Source organism: Paenibacillus sp. HB172176, from assembly GCF_011947265.1.
Taxonomy (GTDB): domain Bacteria; phylum Bacillota; class Bacilli; order Paenibacillales; family Paenibacillaceae; genus Pristimantibacillus.
The window spans coordinates 108822-129337 of the sequence record NZ_JAATHD010000004.1 but is presented as its reverse complement, the minus strand read 5'-3'; the positions used below and the strand labels follow the sequence as shown (position 1 = coordinate 129337).

Below are 20516 nucleotides of genomic sequence, written 5' to 3'. Positions count from 1 at the left end.
TCTCCCTTTTTTAGTTTAGCCCTTCACTGACCCGATCAGCATCCCCTTCACAAAATATTTCTGCAAGAACGGATATACGATTAAGATCGGAATCATCGAGGTGAACAAGGCCGCCGCCTTCAGCGATTCGTTGGCGATTAATTCTTCGTCCATTCGAATATCGCCCGTGTTGATCATGGAGGCGTTCATCATGATCAGATTGCGCAGATAGACTTGGAGCGGCATCAAATCCTGATTGTTGATATACAATACCGCATCGAAGAACGCGTTCCAGTGAACGACCGCTTTGAACAGCGCAATCGTCGCGATCACCGGCATCGACAGCGGAAATACGATTCGAAACAGAATGCCTAGATTGCCGCAGCCGTCGATGCGGGCCGATTCCTCCAGCTCGCCCGGCACATTCTGAAAGAAGCTTCTGACAATAATGACATGGAAGCCGGCGATCAACGTCGGGATAACCATTACCCAGAACGTATCGAGCAGCCCCAGACTCTTATTGAGCAGATAGTTCGGAATCATGCCGCTGCCGAACAGCATCGAGAATACCAGTAGAAACATGATCACGCTGCGCCCCTTAATATAAGGCTTGGAGAGCGGATACGCCATCAGCACTGTGAGCAGCACCGACAACGCCACGCCAACCCCCGTCCTCATGATGCTGATTCCCATCGACATCAGAAATGTTTTGTCCTGAAACACCTTGTCATAAGCCTGCAGGGTCGGATCGACCGGCAGCATGCCGACCTGCCCGGAGACAATGGCATAATGCCCGCTCAGCGACTGGGCGAAGATATTAATGAACGGCGCGATGCATAGAAGTCCGAGCAACGTTAGAGCCGCATAATTGAATCCGACGAACAATCGCTCGCCGCGACTGATTCGCATTTGTCTCACCTCCTACCATATTCCGTCTTGTCCCGCCTTCTTGGAAGCCTGATTCGCAAGAACGACCAGAAGAAGCCCCACGACATTCTGAAACAAGCCGATTGCCGTCGTATAGCTGAAATTGCCCCTCGTTATTCCTTCCCGGTAAATATACGTTTCGAACACATCGGCTACATCGTAGACAAGCGGATTGTACAACACGAAAATTTGTTCGAAGCCGACCTCCAGAATATTGCCGAGTCGGAGAAGAAACAAAATGACGATCGTGCCCATAATCGACGGCAGCGTAATGTAGATCGTCTGCTTCCATTTGTTCGCGCCATCCATAATCGCCGCCTCGTACAGCTGCGGATCGACGCTCGACAAGGCCGCCAGATAGATGATCGTGCCCCAGCCGATTTCCTTCCACAGGTCGCTGGCGACGAGAATCGTTCGAAACCATTCGGGACTGGCCAGGAACAGGATCGGCTCCATGCCGAACGCCTTCAGCACATCGTTGATCACACCGGTTGACGGCGACAGCAGATTAAACAATATGCCTCCGATAATGATCCAGGACAAGAAATGGGGCAGGTAGACGAGCGTCTGGAACCAGCGCTTGAACAAGGTCCGGCGCACCTCGTTGAGCATGAGCGCCAGCAGAATCGGGCCCGGGAATCCCCATACAATCTTGTAGATGCTGATCAGAAATGTATTCTTAAGCAGCTTGGCAAACTCGGCGTCATGGAACATCGCATTGAAATGCTTCAGCCCGACCCAGTCGCTCCCTTTCATGCCGGCGAATGGAGAATAATCCTGAAAGGCGATAAGAATCCCCCACAACGGCACATAACGAAACAATATCAGGTGCAGAAGGCCGGGCAGCAGAATCAGATACAGATCCCAATACCTGCGGAAATGCTTGAGGGTTCCGCCTTCCCGCCTCTCGGTTGGTATCACCCGGATCTCGGCGGACAACGCCCGGTTATCCGACATTAATCTTCACATCCTCTCCCAATGCTCCATATAGCAAATTTCGTTGATAGCCTCATTATAATTGCAACCGCTTCCGGCCATAAGATAACTTCCGTTACTCTAATGGCGACTTTATTGACGATTGCGGAGGCGAATCAGATGAAGAAAGCAGACAGGGGCGCAACCGCGACACTGGCCGCCGGCGAAGACCAAGCGGGCCTATGCGCATTCGCATAGGCCCGCTTCCTCCAAGCATTTCATTTATCGGCATCGCAACCCTTGAACGACGCTCCGCCTGTTTTGTTATCGGCTTTCCCGATATTCCTGCGGCGTCAGACCGAAATACTGCTTGAATACCCTAATAAAATAAGAGGTATTCTGGTAGCCGATCGACCGCGAAATATCCTGGACTTTATCCTTCCCTTCTTTCAGCATAAAGACGGATTTCTCCATGCGGCATCTCAGAAGGAAATCGCTGATTCCCTCTCCTGTCTCCGCTTTGTACAGCTGGGACAAATAGACCGGATGCATGAACACCTGGTCTGCCAGGTTTTGCAGCGATACATCCTGATCCAGATGGGTCTCGATATATTGACGAACTTGCGAGACGACTCGGCTGCGCGTTCCTTTCTTCTCGAGATTCACGGCATCGCGGATTCTCCCCAGTACTGTGATCAGAATGTTCTTCATGCCCTGCAATTGACTTGCCCGGCCGGATGAGAGAAGAGCTTCGTAATCCTCCTCTGCCATCTCGGCAAACCGGACGCCATGCAGATGGCAGGCGGCGATCAAAGCCGCAACGATTGAAAAGTGAATTTCGGTTGCATGCTCCGGGAGCAGGCTGCCGTCGGCCTCGTATTGGACGAACAAGGTTTCCAGCTTTTCTTCCGCCTCTTGCCATCTTCCGCTTTGAAGCAGATGGGCAAACTGCGGAGGCTCGTACAGCGAAGTAAGACTGAGAGCCTCGGTCAGCGTTGCATTCGAGCCGGAGGCATGGAGTACATATCCGGTTTCACGAAGCACGGTTTGGCGAATAGCGGTTTGGCAATTTTTATAAAGACGCAGCAAGCCATCAGGGAACGTTCCGATTCCGCCCAGCACGACGGAAACCGATTGCTTCAAATACCGCGTGACGCAATCCTGCAGCTTGAGCACCAGCTCCTCCGCATAGCGAACGGAGGCGTCGCTGGACCAGTTGATGAGATCGGGATCCTTGGCCCGGAGCACGAAGACCAGCTCATCCCTCAGATTTCGCCCGTATATCGGCTCGAAAGCCGGTTCAAGCACCTCCCCCGCGATGTTGCCCACGGCGTAATCGAACAACGAAGAGCTGTTCCAATGCTCGGAGGGAGCGTCTTTGCACAGCATGAAAAAGTAAAACGATTCTCCTTCGCGGAAGCTCAATCCGTACTCCTCCGCTTTGCCGACAAATTCGCCCGTTGAGATTCGCTCCAGGAGAAGCTCCCCAAGCAGCATCTGGCGCAACGCGGGAAGATGCTCCCGCATAACCTGCTCGGCTTTGGCCAAGGAGCTTGCTTCTTGCCACTGCCGACGCACAATACCGGCTGCCTCGCTGACAGCCGCCAGCAACTCCTCGTCGCTAACGGGCTTGAGCAAATAACGGATCGGCTGGAAGGTCATCGCTTGCTGCGCATATTCGAATTCCGCATGACCTGACAAGAGGATAGCCTTCGTTCGCGGCCATCTCCGCCTGACCCGCTCGAGCAGCTCGATCCCGGATAGCTCCGGCATTCTGATGTCCGTAATCAGGACATCCACCGCATGCTGCTCCATATAGGAGAGCGCCTCTGCTCCGGATGATGCCGTCTGTACATGCCCGAAGCCCAGCTCCTCCCAGGGATACGATTGCGCCAACGTCTCGACAACGGACACCTCGTCATCTACGATCAACATGTGAAGCATTGTCCAACCCTCCCGGAAGCGCGGCAGCACTTCGCCGCCAAGATAGAATAACGGTTAACCCCCCAAGCTCGGACGAAGCAAAGTCAAGACCGGAGCCTGAACCAAAACGGTGTTGCAGCCTCTGATGGACATTCCATAATCCATAGCCCCGCTCCGGGCTTTCCGCCGAAGCGAGCCGTCTTCGCATGTCGCTCATGCTCTCTTCGGTCATGCCATAGCCGTCATCTTCAACCTGGATACGGAAGAAATCCCCTTCGACAGAACCGCTTATTCGAATAACGCCGCCGGCTGCTTTCCGCTCCAGGCCATGCTTGACGGCATTCTCCACGAGAGGCTGTATAACAAGCCGGGGCATGACGACCGGCAGCATGTCATCCGGAATATCCAGCCTATAGTGCAAGCGCGGCATGCGAAGCTGCTGAATCGTCAAATAGTTATGAAGAAGCTCGATCTCGTCCCGCAGAGGCGCCGATTGATCGACGCGTGTCGTATAGCGGAAATATTCGCCCAAATTGAGGGCCATGGCTTCGACCGCGTCCGATTTTCGCATTTTGGCCATGTTCTTCATGAAGAACAAGCAATTATACAGGAAATGCGGATTGATCTGGGATTGCAATTGCTTCAGCAGCGCTTCGCGGGCTTGAATCTGCTCGGCGAACACTCGTTCAATGAGCTGTTGAATCTGTTCCGTCATTTCGTTGAAGCGCGAGTTCAGCAATCGAAACTCATTGGCGGGCTTCGACCGGATACGTTTGCCGTACTCGCCTCTCTTGATGCTTTGCACCCCTCTCAGCAGCTCGCCGATCGGAACTTGAATTTGTCGGTACAGGACGTACGCGGCGATCGTACAGATGACAAGCATCACCACAACGGTGAGAAAGAAGATATGTTGATTGCGAACAATTGACGCGAACGTCTCATTCAAGGGCAAGCTGTCTACAACATACCAGCCAAGCTGCTCGGACTTGACGTAGTTGACAAGAAAATCCTTCCCGGCAACGTTCAAATTATAAGTTCCTTTCGCACCCAGGGACAGCTTATGCAGCTGCTCGGTCAAGGACGCGACGAATAAGGGATCGGACGAGCGGGGCGTAAGCGGAGCGAAATCGGGATGATACAACACAGCTTCCCCCTTGCCCCCCGATTTATACTGCTCCAGCATCGCAATCAAGTCTTTATCGGATAACCGAATCTGCACGGCGATTTTGCTGGCGTCCGCTTCTCCGGATCGGGTGTACGTATCGCCGACGTAGCTGACGAAATCATTGCCGGAAATTTGGTTTCGGTCTTCGGGCATAACATAGCTCCAGCTTGTCCCGGCTTGCTGAGACAAGAAACGATTCGCATCGAACGGATAGGCGAACGGCTCTCCCGCCGATACGGCCGTCCTGTTTTCCGTCGAGAAGACCACCATTTCGTGATCCCAATTACTGGCGGAAACATAGAGCGTCAGCTTGTCCCGGATGCTGTTAACCAGTTGCATCCGGTCGAACGGCGTTTCCAGAAGATGCAGATAATTAAGCCTCCGGACATCGGGATCCCGTGTCATGGTAATGGCGGACAGCTGCAGCTGCTCGAGCGTCGTCTCCATCTGTTGCTTGAAGAACGATACGTTCTGCAGCTTGGAAGCCGTAATCTCCTTCTCGATCACCCGTTCATTGTTCCACGTCGAATACGAGTAGATGGAGAAGAGCGGTACGAGTATGAACAATACCATCAGAACTATTTTCGTGAAAATCGTAATGCGCATGGGTCCCTCCTTGAATGAAGCTGGCGGCCAGCTCTGCCTGCACGTATAGACCTGTCCTATTCATTGTAATGAAAGGATGATCAATCTCCTATACAAACATTTTAGAATCGATGCAACAATGTTAGGAAACTAATAGACGGGCATCGTTCCTAATAGATTGCTATAGACAGTATCTTGAATGCCGATGTTAAAATGAACCTGTGTTAAATACATAGAAACGAGGGTGAATATGATGAACGGAAGACAAGAAAAATCGATTTGGAAATTATGTGTTGCAAGCGTTTTCTTAACTGTGTTGATTATCGCTTCCTCGCTTCAGCTGCATGTCCTTCATGCAGCAGCCGCCACGGCAACGGTTGTAAACGGCGAGGCACAGGATCCGAACGACCCCAAGACCGTCTACGGCTTCAAAACGGTGAAGCAGGAAGGCGCCGACTGGTACGGATTGAAGTATAATACCGATTCGACGACTGGCGCTTTTACTTCGTTCGACATTTGGAAATCGACGGACGGCGGCAGCACGTACGCTTTCGACAATACTATCCTGTCCACGGCTGACGGTGTCCCGTCGGACTCCCGCTTCGAAGCGATCAAATGGTTCAAGTCGCCCGTCACGGGCATGTGGAACCTCTGGATGAAGCGCCAGAGCACATCCGGTCCGCTTCGAGAGCTGGCCCATGTGCAAAGTACCGCGATCAACGGAAATTATGACCATTATACAAGCTCTCAGCCTTACGGCCATCCTTCCGGCGATCTTGGCGTATTTACCGATTCTCCGACACCCGTTACGTACCTCGTCTCCTCGGATACGGTCAACCATATCATCTATATCTATCAATTGAACGACGATTGCACCGAAATTGTCGGAGAGGTCAACAGCGGACTTCAATGGGCCGACCCTGCAACGGCCGACGGACTCGATCACCGCGAGGCTCCGAGTATCCGGAAGCAAGGCTCCTACTACTATCTGTTCACCTCCGGGCAGACAGGCTGGTTTCCAAACCAGATGAAATATGCCTATACGACCAGCTTGAGCAATGAAGTGTCCGACTGGTCGCCTCAATTGACTATTGGGGATTCTACAGGCTATCATTCTCAACTGTTCAGCACGGGAATCGCTTCCGAATCCTTTCCGAAAAGTCTTATTTTCACCGGAACCCGAAACGCTCAGGTGTGGGGCGGCACAAGCGCCGACAGCCGGAAGGTGTGGCTTCCGATCTACTTTAACTCGGATACGGATCTGACAACGAATTATTATGATTATGTCACAATCGACGATACGACGGGCGACGTAATCGGGTACGACTACGACATTGGGCATAAGCTGGCGATTGCCGGAGCGACCGCGCCGACAGGAACGGCGGGCAACTCGTATGACGGCAACATGACGACAAAATGGATGAACGACAATCAACTTGGAACAGCAACCATCATCTATGATCTTGGCTCGTCGCAAAACGTCAAAGCAGTAAAGCTTATGCTCGATGTTGCCAATAACAAGCGCAGCCATTCCCTGAGAATCGATGTCAGCGACGACCCGGGCTTCACTTCTTATACGACGGCTTATGAGGACCATACGCCCATCATCAAGTGGCTTCAGACGCTGCATTTCGACGCTCCCGCAACGGGCCGTTATATCCGATTGATTAATACAGCGGCGAACTCCCAGGGCAACAATAACTTCGGCATCTTCGAGTTTCAAGCCTGGGGAGGCGACTCGAATACGGTCCCGCTGGCAGATGAAAGATTCGACGGCCAAACAACGGGCAGCCAGCCGGATGGCTGGACGCTCTCCACGCCGGCTGATACAGCCGTGGAAGTGCTCGAAGTTCCGTCAGCCGCGGACAAGAGCATGCGAATCTCCGATCAGAGTTCAGTGAACGGAGCATGGGCCGTTAAACCGTTTGCGCCTCAATCGGGCTCGTCCGTGACCGTGCAACTGAATTTCAAATTCAACCAAATCGGCAAAGACGATTATATTCGCCTCAAGGCCGGACAGACGGTCGCGATCGACATCGTAAACTCAAGTGTCCTGAACGCGCTTGCCATGCGCGATCCAGACGGAAACGACATCAAGCTGTTCGACTTCACCGGCGGCTGGTGGTATACCCTGCGTCTGGAGATCAACACCGACGCCGGCACATACGATGTATTCGTGAATAACAATCTCGTGTATGGCGGCGCCAGCTTCAAAAACAAGGTGATGTACCTGGACAAGCTCGGAGTCGGCACAACGGCATCCAGTGTCGATAACATTTTCTTTGACGATATTACGATAACGGGTCCGAACGATTAATTAACTAATTTAGTTTTACTTTTCTTAATGATTTATCATATCCCGTCAGACCGGAGAAATTTACAATAAGCTTAACATACAGAAAGGAGAGCAGACCGATGCAAGGTTGGAATTTAAAACGCAACTGGCCGCTTCACTTCATGCTGGCGCCGTCTTTGGTCATTCTGCTCATTTACCAATACGGTCCAATGGCGGGATTGGTCATGGCTTTCCAGGATTACAAGCCTTGGCTGGGAATAAGGGGATCGGTTTGGGTAGGCTTGGACCATTTCAGAATGTTCTTTGACTATCCGGAAATCATGAGGGTTTTTTGGAACACGCTGATTATCGCTTCTTTGAAAATCGCCGTTAATTTTATAACCCCCTTCGTTTTCGCCATCCTGTTGAATGAAGTAAGACACACCTTCTTTAAAAGAAGCGTGCAGACACTCGTTTATTTGCCCCACTTCTTATCGTGGGTTATTCTGGGGGGCATTATGGTCGATATGCTGTCGCCTGAAGGCGGCTTATTGAACCAGGTTCTTGAATCGACTTTCGGAATCCGCCCGATATTCTTTTTAGGCGATCCGGATTGGTTTCGTTTCGTTGTCGTCATATCGGATACGTGGAAGGATTTCGGCTTCGCGGCCATCATCTTTTTGGCGGCGCTGGCCGGCATAGATCCGGGCCTTTACGAAGCGTCCGTCATGGACGGGGCGAACCGTTGGAAACAGACGTTGTATGTGACCGTACCGTCGATGCTGCCCATCGCGGTCGTCGTCCTTACCTTGTCGCTCGGACAAGTTCTGGATGCGGGATTCGATCAAATTTTCAATTTGTATAACCCGCTTGTGTATGAAACCGGCGATATTATCGATACCTTCGTGTACCGGACAGGCTTATTGAGCGGACAATTCAGCTTCGCAACCGCTGTCGGATTGTTCAAATCGGCGGTAAGCTTCATAATGGTCGTCATTTCTTATCTTTTGGCATACAAGCTCGCGAATTACAGAATTTTTTAAAGACAGGTGATACAGATGAGCAGCAGATACGACTCCTTCTCTTACAAGGTTTTTACGCTACTGAACTATGCATTGCTGGGGGCCCTTGCGATCATTTGCGTTTTGCCGTTGCTTCATATTCTTGCCGTTTCCTTTAGCGACAAAGCTCCGGCGGATGCCCGCTTAGTCGGATTGTGGCCGGTTGATTTTACGACAGACGCCTACGAGAAAACCTTCGGCAATCAAAATTTCATTCGATCGTTCTTTACATCGATCACAAGAACCGCTCTGGGGACAATTACCACCATGGCGCTGATTACGATGGCCGCGTATGCGTTGTCCAAAGAAAAGCATGAGTTCAAGGGCCGAAATGTTTATGCCTGGCTCTTCGTGTTCACGATGCTGTTTCATGGGGGACTTATCCCTTCGTATATCATCGTCCAAAAAACGGGATTAATGAATTCGGTCTGGGCTTTGATCATTCCGGGAGCGGTCAAAATATTCAATATGATTCTATTATTGAATTTCTTTCGAACCTCCGTTCCCAAAGCGTTGGAGGAGGCGGCTTATATAGATGGAGCGGGCCATTTGCGAACGCTGTTCAGCGTATACATCCCGCTCGCTGTTCCTTCCATTGCGACAGTATCTCTGTTCAATATCGTCGGACATTGGAACGAATGGTTTCACGGGCTGATCTATATGACGAAGCCGGAGAATTATCCGCTCTCAACCTTGCTTCAGACCATCGTCGTCCAAGCCGATCTTAGTCAGATGTCGCTTGATGCCAGCGATCTCGAGGAGCTCTCCAACCGAACGGTCAAAGCGTCCCAAATTTTCATCGCAACCCTTCCCATTCTGGCGATTTACCCGTTACTGCAACGCTACTTCGTGAAAGGGATTGTACTGGGCTCCGTGAAGCAATAAGAGATAGAACTCTATGATATCCATCATAGTTCTAATAGTTCTAATATTTTTAAGATCATTTTAAGATCATTGAGAGGGGAACAGAAACATGAAAAGAAAGTTGGCTGCCATTATCGCGATCGTTCTGGGCATGACCTCGGTCGCGGCCTGCTCGTCTTCCGGGGAGAAAGAAAAAGAGGCGGAGCCGGAAAAATCCTCCGTGGAGAGCAAGTATTCGGCGCCGTTCGAGGACGGGAAATACGATCCGCCCGTCAGCATTTCAGCGGTATACGCGGTAGGTCCCGCCGTTACATTCAAAAACGGAGAGAGCATCGAAAACAACGTCCATACCCGTTGGGCGAAGGAAAATCTGGGAATCGACATCAACTACTTGTGGACAGCGTCTACGCAAAATCAAGCTTATATTACAAAGCTCAGACTGATGCTTTCGGCCAACCAGGAGTTTCCGGATGTCATTCCCGTACGGGGCGGCGATGTCGCTCAGGAATTGATCGACTCCGGCAAGGTAATGGAAGTCGGAGAGCTGTTCGACAAGTTTGCGGGTAAAGCATGGAAGGATGCGATGGCTGAGGATCCTACCGTCTGGTATCCGTATATGCGGGATGGTAAAAAATACGGCCTGCCGGTGCTGGACTATTCGCAAAATCAGGATGCCGTCCTGTGGATTCGCGAGGATTGGCTGAAAAAGCTGAATCTTGAAGCGCCGACAACGATTGACGAGCTGGAAAAAGTCATGGATGCCTTTACCAATCAAGATCCTGACGGCAATGGAAAAAAAGACACCTACGGGCTTGCCTATGCCGGCAAGAACGGGTTTGTCGGCGGCATGGCTTCCGCCGCCTGGATTTTCGGCGCCTACGGAGCTATTCCGCAGCAATGGAATTTGAAGGACGGCCAATTGGAATACGGCTCCATTGATCCGGGCGTGAAACAGGGCTTGGCGAAAATGAAGGAATGGGTGGATAAAGGGTATATGCCGCAGGATGTCGGTCTTTATACGCCGGCTCAGGCCAATGAACAATATAACAAAGGCTCTGTCGGAATCATCGCCGGCCCGCTCTGGTACGACGGTCCCGCGGGAATTGCGAGCGTGGCGAAGAACGTGCCCGGCGCAGAAGTGAAGGCCTATCCCGTACCTGCCGGACCCGACGGAAAAAGAGGCACGAACAGCACGCCCGGAGTTAATGGCGTTGTTCTTCTCAACAAGGATATGAAAAATCCGGACGCCTTCTTCGTCTATTGGAACTATTTGTTCGAGAACTATGCCAATCCCGCGCCGGGAGGCGAGTTCGAGTACGGTTTTGCCCAAGGCTACGATTGGGATATGGTGGATGGAACGCCGACCTCGGCCAGAGACAAGGTGCCTGGAGGATGGGTCCCGGCGGACAAGTACACCTTGACGTTCGAGGGAGCGCGAATTCCGTCCTTGCAATCCCAAACCTACCTGAAGCTTGCTTCCGGCAAAGCTCCGGAAACGCCTTTCGAGAAAAAGATCAGCGAATCTGTTGCAAAAAGCTGGATTGAGGCAGGCGCGATCGTAGAGGAGCAGAAGAGCATCGCAAAACCCAACGTCTTCACCGGACCGAAAACGAAAACCATGCTTTCCAAGCAGGAATTATTAAATACGATGGAGCTTGAAGCCTTCACCAAAATTATTTACGGGAAGGTTCCGCTCGACGACTTCGACAAATTCGTTACTCAGTGGAAATCCACCGGCGGCGACCAGATTACGAAAGAGGTCAATGACTGGTATCAATCGGTATCGGGCAAGTAACGGAGGGAAATCGATGGAAATCAAGACGAACAGCAAGTTTCTGCCGGGCTTGGTCTGGAAAGACAATTCCGGAGAGCCCATTCAGGCTCATGGCGGCGGCATATTGTTTCATGACGGAATGTATTATTGGTATGGGGAAAATAAAGCCGTGGAAACGACCGCAACCCCGGCTGTACGAAAAAACGGCGAAAGATTTATCCGCTATCAGACGGAGCTCGCAGGCATATCCTGCTATTCTTCGAGAGATTTGCTCCATTGGACAAATGAGGGGTTGGCTCTTCCGGCGGTTGCAGACGATCCCGACCATGATCTTCACACGAGCAAGGTTCTGGAAAGACCGAAGGTCGTTTATCATGATGCGACCCGAAAGTTTGTCATGTGGATGCATGCGGAAACACGGGACTATCAATACGCGCGGGCCGGCGTTGCCGTATCGGACAGCCCTTCCGGCCCGTTTGAATACCTTGGCAGCTGCAGGCCAAACGATGCCATGAGCAGGGATATGACGCTTTTCAAGGATGACGACGGAAAAGCCTATCTCCTCTTTTCTTCCGAGAACAACAGCACGCTGCATGTCTGCCTGCTTTCGGACGATTATCTCCGTCCGACTGCAATCTATACGAGAAATTTTGTCAATCAATATCGCGAAGCGCCCGCCATGTTCAAGCACGAGAGCAAGTATTATCTGATTACCTCGGGCTGCACCGGCTGGGATCCGAATCAAGCGCAATATGCCGTTGCAGCCTCGCCGCTGGGCCCATGGGAAACGGCAGGCAACCCCTGCTCTGGGGAAAACGCGGAGCTTACCTTCAATTCCCAAAGCACGCATGTTCTTCGTTTGGAAGGCCGCGAGCATGCCTTTATCTTTCTGGCGGACAGATGGAAGAAGGACGACCTTGGAGATTCAAGATACGTATGGCTTCCTCTTCATATGGAAGATGGCAAGCCAGTTATCCAGTGGCTTGAGGAATGGGATCTGAATTGGTTTTCCGGAGGGGATTCGGCATGATGACCGATTCCCGGCTGCCGAACGTTCTGATTATTCAAACAGATCAACAAAGCAGTTGGACGTTGGGCTGCTACGGAGGCACTTTGATTCCGACGCCCCATATCGATTCCATTGCAGATGAAGGCGCGCGATTTACGAATTTCTTCGCCAACAGCGCGGTTTGCACGCCTGCGCGGGGCAGCTTTCTCACGGGTCGATATCCCCATCATCACAAGGCGTACCGCAATGGAGAAGCGATAGGCGAGGATGAAATTACGTTCGCCCATCTTTTAGGCGCTCATGGATACGAGACGGGCTACGCCGGCAAATGGCATCTGGACGGACAAGACTGCAAGGTCGTGCCGAAGAACATGGCCATGGGCTTCGAGGACAGCCGTTTCATGATTAACGGCCATTTGAAGGAGGTGCTGGAGCGGCCGGACGGCTCTCTCGAGATGTCGGCGCGAATCGGGGACGAGCATACGTATATGACCGATTGGCTCACCCGGAAGACGATGGAATTCATTGAACGTCCGCGGAGCAAGCCGTTCTTGTTCATGGTCAGCATTCCCGATCCGCATCAGCCCTTCCATGTCCGTTCGCCATACGACACGATGTTTGAGCCGGATGACATGCCCGTGCCGGATTCCTTCTACCAGGAGGAGCTCCCCGACTGGGCCGATCAGGACGAATGGGGACGAAACCGCTATTTTCCGATAGAGGATCCGGAACGGGAAGCGCAGTTGAAGCGCATAAAAGCCAGCTATTGCGGAGAAGTGAAGTGCATCGACGACAATGTGGGCAAAATAGTGGACACCTTGAAGAAAAGGGGAATCTACAACAGAACGTTGATTATCTTCACGACCGACCACGGCGAGTATATGGGAGAGCACGGTTTGCTGGAAAAAAACAATTTGTACGAATCGGCTTATCGAATTCCGCTGATCATGCGATGGCCGGAACAATTGAAGGCGGGATCGGTCGTTGACCGGATCGTCAGCATCGTGGATTTCCAGCAAACGCTTCTCGGCTTGCTTGGCCTCCCTCCTTGCGGAAGAGAGCAAGGCCGGGACGCTTCCCCTCTCTTACGGGGGGATTCGCCCGAATGGACGGACGAGGCCTTCATTCATCCCAACGATGTGCCGCGCGCCGGCATATTTACGCCGGATTTTGAATTGGCCTATGTTGGCCGGGGATGGAAGCGGGAAGAGAATCATGCCTTCCGGGATCATATTCTGTTTGACCGCAGGAAGGATCCGAATCAATTGCATAATTTGTTCGGCTTGCCGGAATATACATCCGTTATCCACGAACTGACGGATAGAATCATCGCACACCACCAACAGCTGGGAACGGCCCCGGCTTTGCTCCCGGAAATGCTGCAATCGAAATTTGTTGTTGCGGATGCTGATGGACCGAACGATTAATCAGTGAAAGCCCCTCTGATTCGAGGCTTGCCGTTGGCAAGCCTCGTTTTTCAGAAAAGCAGTCTCGTATGCGGAAAGCAAATGACCAACCGGAAGCTATCGATTAATTGGTAATCTCAATGTCATCCAGCTTCATGGTCATGTTGATGCCGCTGGAATGCGTAGCGAATAGAATCGAATCGATGTCGGATACCGCTCCGGCGAACGCGCCTTGCGACTGGACCAGCACGCCGTCGATATAAATATCGGCCAGATCCGTAGCCGGATCGGCTGCGATCTTGATCGTATACCATGTGGATGGCGAATACCCCTGCAGATCGGTGTAGGTTCCCCCGTTGTAGACCTGAAGCTGGCCGAGGAACGTTCGCAGCCTTATAGCCTCCGCGGAGCCCGATTTCAGCGTCATATAGTACAAGCTGCTCGTCGTTTCCAGCTTCACTTTGAATTCAGCGGTGACCGCCGAGCTCGAAGCCGTGAACGAATGAAGCGCCGACACCCTAGAAGCGCTGCTTGTATCGCTTAGCTTCATGCTTTTGTTCACGGAAGACGGGTCGTCCGCAATATCGACTGTGCCGCCAGACGTGTCGATCGTCCAGCCTGACGGAGCCGCTCCCGTCGTATTCGCGTCGAAGCTGTCGCTCAGCAGCACGTTCTCGGCCCTCTCGAATTTGGCATGGAACGTCTTGCCCCTCGCCCCGGACACATTCACGCTTAACTGGATCGTCGGCTGAAGTTGAACGACCGTCACGCCCGGATCGGCGGAAATCAGCGATGCGGCCGCTTGATTGATTTCAAGCTGGATCGTTCCGCTGTTGGCTTGCGTCGGATCGGCTGCGCCAATCTCCAACTCATCCTCTTGCTCGACCATCACAACGGATGCCTTCGTGCTGCTCGTCAGGACCGGATCCCCGCCGTCATACACCGTCTTGGACGCGGCGTTCCAGAAGTTAAAGCCCGTCGTATGGACGGAACGATCTCTGACCGCCTGCGCTTCATCCGTATTTTCCAGAATATCCACGTCAGGATGGCTCGCATAGTCGTCCAGCTCCGCGGAGGTCACATTCGGCAGAATAACGTAGGAATAGTCACCGTTTACGGGATTTGCCCCATGATCAAACCATAGCGTCAGGAAGTTTCTCGTAAGAATCGTGGAATCCTTTAATTTCACATATTTATTGACGCTTTCCCAAGATCCGGTTCTCGCTTCGCGCAGTCCCTTCACAGTCGTTCCTCCGGGGAAATAATACCCGATATCCGAGTCTGCCGCATTGCCCTGCAGATGAATCCGGCTCACGCCGCTCATCGTCTCGGACCAGCCGAGCGAAGAGGATTTGGCCGAGCCGTTCACCGTCAACGCATTGTCCCCGTCCTCATTGATCTTGCGGTTATCGACGATCGTCTCAATCACATTTCCGTCGGTGGAATGGATTCCCGCTCCCAACGCGACGATCTTGTCGGCGAAGGAGAACCACGACTTCCGGGCGGTGAGGGTGCTGCCGTATGCGTCAAGCTCCATGCCGGCCGCTCCGTAAATACCGGCCGCCGTCGCCCCGCCGACCCAGTTCTTGCTGCTGAGATACGTATTGCCGTCCTTATCCGCCCGCGTTCGGGTATCGACCGTTGTGCCGGGAAGGCGGTAAGGATTCACAAGCCCCCAATATTCATCGCTGTACTGACCGAGATCGCCGTTATACAGATAGGTCATTCCGTCGCCGGTATACCAGCCCTTCAAGTTTTCATTGTTCAGCGATTCATAGTTGTAAATCCGCTTGGAGGACATGCTCAGCGCGAATGCGAAATCCGGGCGGCGCTGCACGGCGCGATCCATCATCGGGAACGAATAATAGCCGAGGGGTTCGCCGCGCGGAACGATCGATGAATCGGCTACGATCGCCTTGGCCAGCGTAAGATGGTAGATCGATCGCATATTGTCCAGCATAGGACGGAACGTATCCGATTGTATCCAATATTTGACCATGCTTTTGAAATTGGCGGCATCCGCCGACGGAGCGAACTGCGCGATCTGGATGACCGACTGGGCGACTCCGCCTCCGGCAGAATGATCCTGGCTCGATCTTCTCGACATGTTCCGTCCCCGCGACATGTCCATCATCGCTCCTTTGTAGAGCAGCGGCTCGAAGGAGTCGTACACCCACTGGAACATATGCTGCAAGCCGGCGGTCGTCACCTCCCAAGCGGAGCCGTTCAGCAGGTTGACAATATTGGCTATGTTGCTGATGAGCGCCGCCCCGTAGCCGCCGGTATAGGCGAATCGACCATGCTGGACAAAGGAGCCGTCCGTATAGAAGCCGTCGCCAATCGTCGGCACGTAAGCAAACACGGCGGTCAGGCCGTCTCTGGCCGCAGCGATCTTGGCGCTGTCCTTCACGATTATGCCTCGAATGGCAATAACGGTCGATTCCCAGACCCGATTCGCTCCGCTCAGGGTTACGGTTGGGTTGAAGGCTTCAATCGCGTCCATGTAGTTGTCAATCTGGGCAGCGGTAAGCTGATCATAGAGCAGCACGGTTATATCGTTCAATTTGAGCGGCGTGCCAATCTCCCAGTCGAACCAGTTGCCGATTTCGGTGCTGCCGGCATTATACTTGTTCGCATGCATCCAATCCAGAGCGCTGATCAGATCCCCCAGCAGCGACGAATCCTGATACAGGCTGGAGCCGGATGTGGCGTAAGCGAGCGCCATTGCCTCAAGCCGATTGTAATTCACTGACATATTGCTCGATTTGGTGGAATTGACGGCTCCCGTATCGTCCAGATCGCTCCATAAGTAGACCCGCGTCGGGGATGTGTCCATCGTGCTCCAGTAGCCTTGCGCGTTATCGGTTATTTCCGTGATAAGATCGGCCACATCGGGATCCGACAGGGAATAAGAACCGCCTGTCAAAAAATCCTTCCATTTGATTCGCAGGTCGTCATATGAATCTGCGGCATACGCGGGCTGAATGAGCCCGTGAAATCCGAATCCGAAGACAAAGTTCAAGGATAGTACGGTCAAGACCACAATGCGAAAACGCTTCCACATTTGAAAAACCTCCCTTATCCAGATATGCCTGCCGCTAAATGCTTAACGTTAGTCCCCACAGTGAATTCGAGCCGTCGAATATGCCGTCATAGAACACGAGAAACCATGTGCCGTCCTCGCATTTGGTCATCCAGGGGTAGCCGAAATCCCGTCTGAGCGGCAGCTGCGGGAATTGGGCGATAACGCCGACCTTCTTCCACTGCAAATCGCCCGCATTCGCCCGGTAAAGCGTAATATGTCCTGGCAAGCTCTTATCCTCCGAAATGACGCGTTCGGTCTGGAAGGCATACACGATATGGGGATTGTCCGGGTCGGGAATAATGGTCGGCGAAGCCGGATTCACTTCCACGCTCAAGCCCGAATCCATCATGTCCCAGCTTGATCCCCCATCCTCGGATACGAACTGCACATAGCCAAGCGCGCTTCCCTTCCTGCCCTTCGCAAGTCCGACGAGCTTGCCCTGGACGCTGCAGAAGGCCGGTTCACCCAAGAAGCGCTTGGTTATGACCTGCGGCGCTCCCCACGACTTCCCGTGATCCTGCGAGAAAGCGATCCACAGCCCCTGCTCTCTAAGCACGGAGCCTTCCCGGAAATGTCCGGTCACGGCCAACCCTCTGCCCGGCGCCTCGAACACATGTCCATACACGCTGCCCCCCGTGTTCTCCAGTTGCTCGGTATTGACGCGCGACCAGGTTGCTCCCGAATCCTCCGAGCGCCAGCCGATAATGGTGCTGCTCTCTCTGCGCTCGCGCAGCGCCATCGCCAGCAAGACGACGGAGCCGTCGGAGGCAGTGCCGAGCGATACATTGCCGGAATGATGGAATTCCATGCCGTCATGCAATTCCATCATCACTTGCGGCTCCGAGAAGCTCTTGCCCCCGTCTCTGGAAACCGCCACAACGGGACAACCGTTTGTCGTATGCGTCGTTCCCGACAAATACGCAAGCACAATCGCGCCATCCCTCGTCCTCACCGCCTTGGGCCAGCCCAAATGCGAGTACCGCGGATTCGCCGGAGCCGGCACGACGAGCCGGGGAAGCCCGAAGTCTCCCGCTTCGGGCGCAATCAACATGTTATTCATAACAATCCTCTCCTCTTGTGTGGAATGACAGGCTAATCAAACGTCCGGCGACCGAGACCTTGTCCGAGCTCCGCGCCTTGGGCGACCAAACGGCGTTGAAGCTCCCGTATGCTCAGCTCGCGAATCGGCTTGCTCTGCTCGACGCTCATCGCCGCGGCGAGACCCGCCGCTTCCGCTTGGGCCATCTGAATCGGGATGACCCGGGTCGAAGCCATCGCTTCATGCGTCGCCGAGATCGGCCGACCCGCCAGCAGCATCCCTTCCAGCCCTTTCGGCAGCAGGCAGGAGAACGGTATTTCGTAAGTGCTGACCTTTTGCGATTGAATGCCTTTATGATCCGGTGAATGCACATCGATGTGATAGCCGCCGAGCGCGATGACGTCGTCGAATGGCTTGCTTGCCGTCAAATCCTCGCCGGTAAGCAGATAATCGCCGACAATGTGGCGGCTCTCCCGAATGCCGATTTGATGTCCCGTATCGATCAGTTGAATCTGCTCGAAGCCCGGCGCGTATTTTTGGAGAAAATCGAATACATCCTTCATCTGAAGCAGCCCCGCCACCTCGCCGTTCGAATAGCTGCGGTTGTTGTTCGGATCCACACCCTCCACTCGGCTTGACACGACGATCATTTGGTCGAATTTCGGAATGCATACGCCGACCAGGTTCGCTCTCGGATAAGGGATGCCGTCGGCGACGGCGCGTTCGATATATTGCTGCAACCCGCCGAGCACGAATACCTCGGACTCCTCCATCTGATCGATCAGCTTCGTGACGACCTCGTCCGTCATCGACCAGGGACGAATCTGCGTCGGATTTTCCCGGAAGTAGTGCAGCAGCGGCTTGAAGTCGATGTTGCGAACCCGGAATACGAGCGTGGACACCTGCGTTTTGTTATCCGCCTTCCTGCCGTACACATACTCCGCTCCGGCGCGAACCGCCGCGTCTCCGTCGCCGCTGCAATCGATAACAACCTCCGCGCTTAACAATTGTCCGCCTTCCTTGTTCTGAATCATGACACCCTTCACCGCGCCGTCCTCCACAATCGTATCCGTCAGCATGCTGTGCAGGAAGAAATCGACGCCGTCCTCCCGAAGCATCTTGGTGACCAGATATTTGAACCAGTGCGGATCGACGCCAAGCACATCGCTTGTAATCGGATCGAGATAAAATTCCGTAGCCGCGCCCATCTCCTGGAGCTTAAGGGCGATTTCGTAAGCAATCCCCCGCACAACAAGCTGACCGTCTTGATTATGATAGCCCAGCAGCGGCAAGCCCGGAATGACATTGCCGCCCACGAAGCCGTTGTATTCGATAATCGCCGTCCTTGCTCCCGCCCGGGCGGCGGCCATGGCCGCAACGATGCCCGTAGCGCCTCCGCCGACGACAACAACGTCGTATGAATATTGTTTGATCAACTAAATCCCTTCCTTTCCTGTCGCTTGCCATGATGCTTCGTTGCGGTAGCTTCCCAGCACGCCGTTCGTCTCGAAATAAGCTCGAATCGCCGCCATTTCGCCCTCACTCAATTGGGTCAGCGGCTGACGCGCTCTCGGGCTGGCGATGACGCCCTGAAGATACAGCATGTATTTCTCGTACGGAATAACGTCGAACTTCAGCATATGGGCGATAATCTCGTTTGCAAGCGCTTGCGGATTTCGCAGCGCCTTCCAGTCTTCCCGGCGGATGCTGTCGAACATGCCTGCATACAGTCCCGGCATCATATTCATCGTGCTGCCGATCGCGCCGTCCGCGCCCATGAGAGCCCCGGCTGCGTACACCTCGTCGTGGCCGTTCAGAATGAGGAAATCGGGACCGCATTTCGCGCGAATTTGCTGCATTTCGAACAAATTCAGGGAAGTGAACTTCACGCCCAGGCACTGAGGATGTGCCGCCATTTCTTCATAGAAGTCCATCGACAGACTGACCCCCGTCGCGCCGGGAAAATGATAAATAAGCATGGGAAGCTTCGTTGCCCGCATGATGCAATCGTAGTGCTTGCGAATTTCCGCCATGCCAAGCTTATAGTAGAACGGAACAACCGCGGAGACGGCGTCCGCTCCCGCCTGCTCGGCATGCTTCGCAAGCCTCGCGCTCTCGTCCGTGCTTATGCAGCCTACATGGGCAATGATCTTGCCTCTGCCGCGATTGGCGCTTAACACGGTTTCCAGCACCGTCTTCCGTTCTTCGCTGGAGAGGATGAAGCCTTCTCCCGTACTGCCGCCTACATAGAAGCCATGAATGCCGCTTGCCAGTTGATGCTCCACCAGACGGACCAGAGATGGCAAATCCAGGCCGCCGTCCTCCGTCATGGGCGTGACCAATGCCGTATAGATGCCCTTAAATGATTCGTGATTCATTGCCGCAATCCTCCAATGCTGAAATTCTACCTTTCTCTATAGTAAAGGAACAGACAGGCGTCAGCCGGTCATTTTTTAGGGGACATATTGCATTTTTTCGGTATAATCAGAAGTAAGACGACCAAGAGAGG

At 53.3% G+C, this 20516-nt stretch carries 14 protein-coding genes; 6 read left to right on the top strand and 8 right to left on the bottom strand.

The window, feature by feature from the left end; genetic code table 11:
- Window positions 1-15 precede the first annotated feature (15 nt).
- The 4 genes from HFP08_RS07850 to HFP08_RS07835 form a co-directional block, all read right to left on the bottom strand.
- Window positions 16-888 (bottom strand): carbohydrate ABC transporter permease, encoded by an 873-nt coding sequence (locus tag HFP08_RS07850; protein WP_168120036.1) that lies wholly within the window; start codon window positions 886-888, stop codon window positions 16-18.
- 12 nt (window positions 889-900) lie between these two features.
- Complete coding sequence (locus HFP08_RS07845; RefSeq protein WP_168120035.1) at window positions 901-1863, bottom strand: ABC transporter permease; 963 nt, start codon at window positions 1861-1863, stop codon at window positions 901-903.
- 282 nt (window positions 1864-2145) lie between these two features.
- Window positions 2146-3765 carry a response regulator gene (locus tag HFP08_RS07840; protein ID WP_168120034.1) on the bottom strand — a complete coding sequence of 540 codons (1620 nt, stop codon included), beginning with the start codon at window positions 3763-3765 and terminating at the stop codon, window positions 2146-2148.
- Complete coding sequence (locus tag HFP08_RS07835; protein ID WP_168120033.1) at window positions 3740-5515, bottom strand: cache domain-containing sensor histidine kinase; 1776 nt, start codon at window positions 5513-5515, stop codon at window positions 3740-3742. The genes HFP08_RS07840 and HFP08_RS07835 overlap by 26 nt, the downstream gene beginning before the upstream one ends.
- Before the next feature lie 229 nt (window positions 5516-5744).
- On the opposite strand from HFP08_RS07835, the gene HFP08_RS07830 reads away from it, so the two are divergent.
- The 6 genes from HFP08_RS07830 to HFP08_RS07805 all read left to right on the top strand — a co-directional run bounded on the left by HFP08_RS07830 (window position 5745) and on the right by HFP08_RS07805 (window position 13904).
- Window positions 5745-7811, top strand: coding sequence for a discoidin domain-containing protein (locus HFP08_RS07830; RefSeq protein ID WP_168120032.1), 2067 nt, complete (start codon window positions 5745-5747; stop codon window positions 7809-7811).
- A gap of 98 nt (window positions 7812-7909) precedes the next feature.
- Window positions 7910-8812, top strand: coding sequence for an ABC transporter permease (locus HFP08_RS07825; RefSeq protein WP_168120031.1), 903 nt, complete (start codon window positions 7910-7912; stop codon window positions 8810-8812).
- A gap of 15 nt (window positions 8813-8827) precedes the next feature.
- Window positions 8828-9715: a carbohydrate ABC transporter permease gene (locus tag HFP08_RS07820; RefSeq protein ID WP_168120030.1), complete on the top strand. Its 888-nt coding sequence runs from the start codon at window positions 8828-8830 to the stop codon at window positions 9713-9715.
- A gap of 88 nt (window positions 9716-9803) precedes the next feature.
- Entirely contained in the window at window positions 9804-11489 is a 1686-nt protein-coding gene (locus tag HFP08_RS07815) for an extracellular solute-binding protein (protein WP_168120029.1), read from the top strand.
- 13 nt (window positions 11490-11502) lie between these two features.
- The gene (locus HFP08_RS07810; protein WP_206109206.1) at window positions 11503-12498 is read left to right on the top strand and encodes a glycoside hydrolase family 43 protein; all 996 of its coding nucleotides are present in this window, start codon (window positions 11503-11505) and stop codon (window positions 12496-12498) included.
- A complete protein-coding gene (locus tag HFP08_RS07805) occupies window positions 12495-13904 on the top strand; it encodes a sulfatase family protein (RefSeq protein WP_206109205.1) in 1410 nt (469 codons plus the stop codon). The genes HFP08_RS07810 and HFP08_RS07805 overlap by 4 nt, the downstream gene beginning before the upstream one ends.
- 103 nt (window positions 13905-14007) lie before the next feature.
- On the opposite strand, the gene HFP08_RS07800 is transcribed toward HFP08_RS07805, so the two are convergent.
- The 4 genes from HFP08_RS07800 to HFP08_RS07785 are packed head-to-tail and all read right to left on the bottom strand — an operon-like array spanning window position 14008 to window position 20385.
- Entirely contained in the window at window positions 14008-16947 is a 2940-nt protein-coding gene (locus tag HFP08_RS07800) for a polysaccharide lyase 8 family protein (protein ID WP_168120027.1), read from the bottom strand.
- Window positions 16948-16981: 34 nt separating this feature from the next.
- A complete protein-coding gene (locus HFP08_RS07795) occupies window positions 16982-18028 on the bottom strand; it encodes a sialidase family protein (protein ID WP_168120026.1) in 1047 nt (348 codons plus the stop codon).
- A gap of 32 nt (window positions 18029-18060) precedes the next feature.
- Window positions 18061-19443 carry an FAD-dependent oxidoreductase gene (locus tag HFP08_RS07790; protein ID WP_168120025.1) on the bottom strand — a complete coding sequence of 461 codons (1383 nt, stop codon included), beginning with the start codon at window positions 19441-19443 and terminating at the stop codon, window positions 18061-18063.
- Window positions 19444-20385, bottom strand: coding sequence for an N-acetylneuraminate lyase (locus tag HFP08_RS07785; protein ID WP_168120024.1), 942 nt, complete (start codon window positions 20383-20385; stop codon window positions 19444-19446).
- Window positions 20386-20516: the final 131 nt, after the last annotated feature.

Coding starts and splice junctions, on each gene's coding strand:
- HFP08_RS07845 (WP_168120035.1), bottom strand. CDS start 1,863: ATGTCGGATAACCGGGCGTTGTCCGCCGAGATCCGGGTGATACCAACC.
- HFP08_RS07810 (WP_206109206.1), top strand. CDS start 11,503: ATGGAAATCAAGACGAACAGCAAGTTTCTGCCGGGCTTGGTCTGGAAA.
- HFP08_RS07835 (WP_168120033.1), bottom strand. CDS start 5,515: ATGCGCATTACGATTTTCACGAAAATAGTTCTGATGGTATTGTTCATA.
- HFP08_RS07850 (WP_168120036.1), bottom strand. CDS start 888: ATGCGAATCAGTCGCGGCGAGCGATTGTTCGTCGGATTCAATTATGCG.
- HFP08_RS07805 (WP_206109205.1), top strand. CDS start 12,495: ATGATGACCGATTCCCGGCTGCCGAACGTTCTGATTATTCAAACAGAT.
- HFP08_RS07820 (WP_168120030.1), top strand. CDS start 8,828: ATGAGCAGCAGATACGACTCCTTCTCTTACAAGGTTTTTACGCTACTG.
- HFP08_RS07795 (WP_168120026.1), bottom strand. CDS start 18,028: ATGAATAACATGTTGATTGCGCCCGAAGCGGGAGACTTCGGGCTTCCC.
- HFP08_RS07840 (WP_168120034.1), bottom strand. CDS start 3,765: ATGCTTCACATGTTGATCGTAGATGACGAGGTGTCCGTTGTCGAGACG.
- HFP08_RS07830 (WP_168120032.1), top strand. CDS start 5,745: ATGATGAACGGAAGACAAGAAAAATCGATTTGGAAATTATGTGTTGCA.
- HFP08_RS07800 (WP_168120027.1), bottom strand. CDS start 16,947: ATGTGGAAGCGTTTTCGCATTGTGGTCTTGACCGTACTATCCTTGAAC.
- HFP08_RS07815 (WP_168120029.1), top strand. CDS start 9,804: ATGAAAAGAAAGTTGGCTGCCATTATCGCGATCGTTCTGGGCATGACC.
- HFP08_RS07825 (WP_168120031.1), top strand. CDS start 7,910: ATGCAAGGTTGGAATTTAAAACGCAACTGGCCGCTTCACTTCATGCTG.
- HFP08_RS07785 (WP_168120024.1), bottom strand. CDS start 20,385: ATGAATCACGAATCATTTAAGGGCATCTATACGGCATTGGTCACGCCC.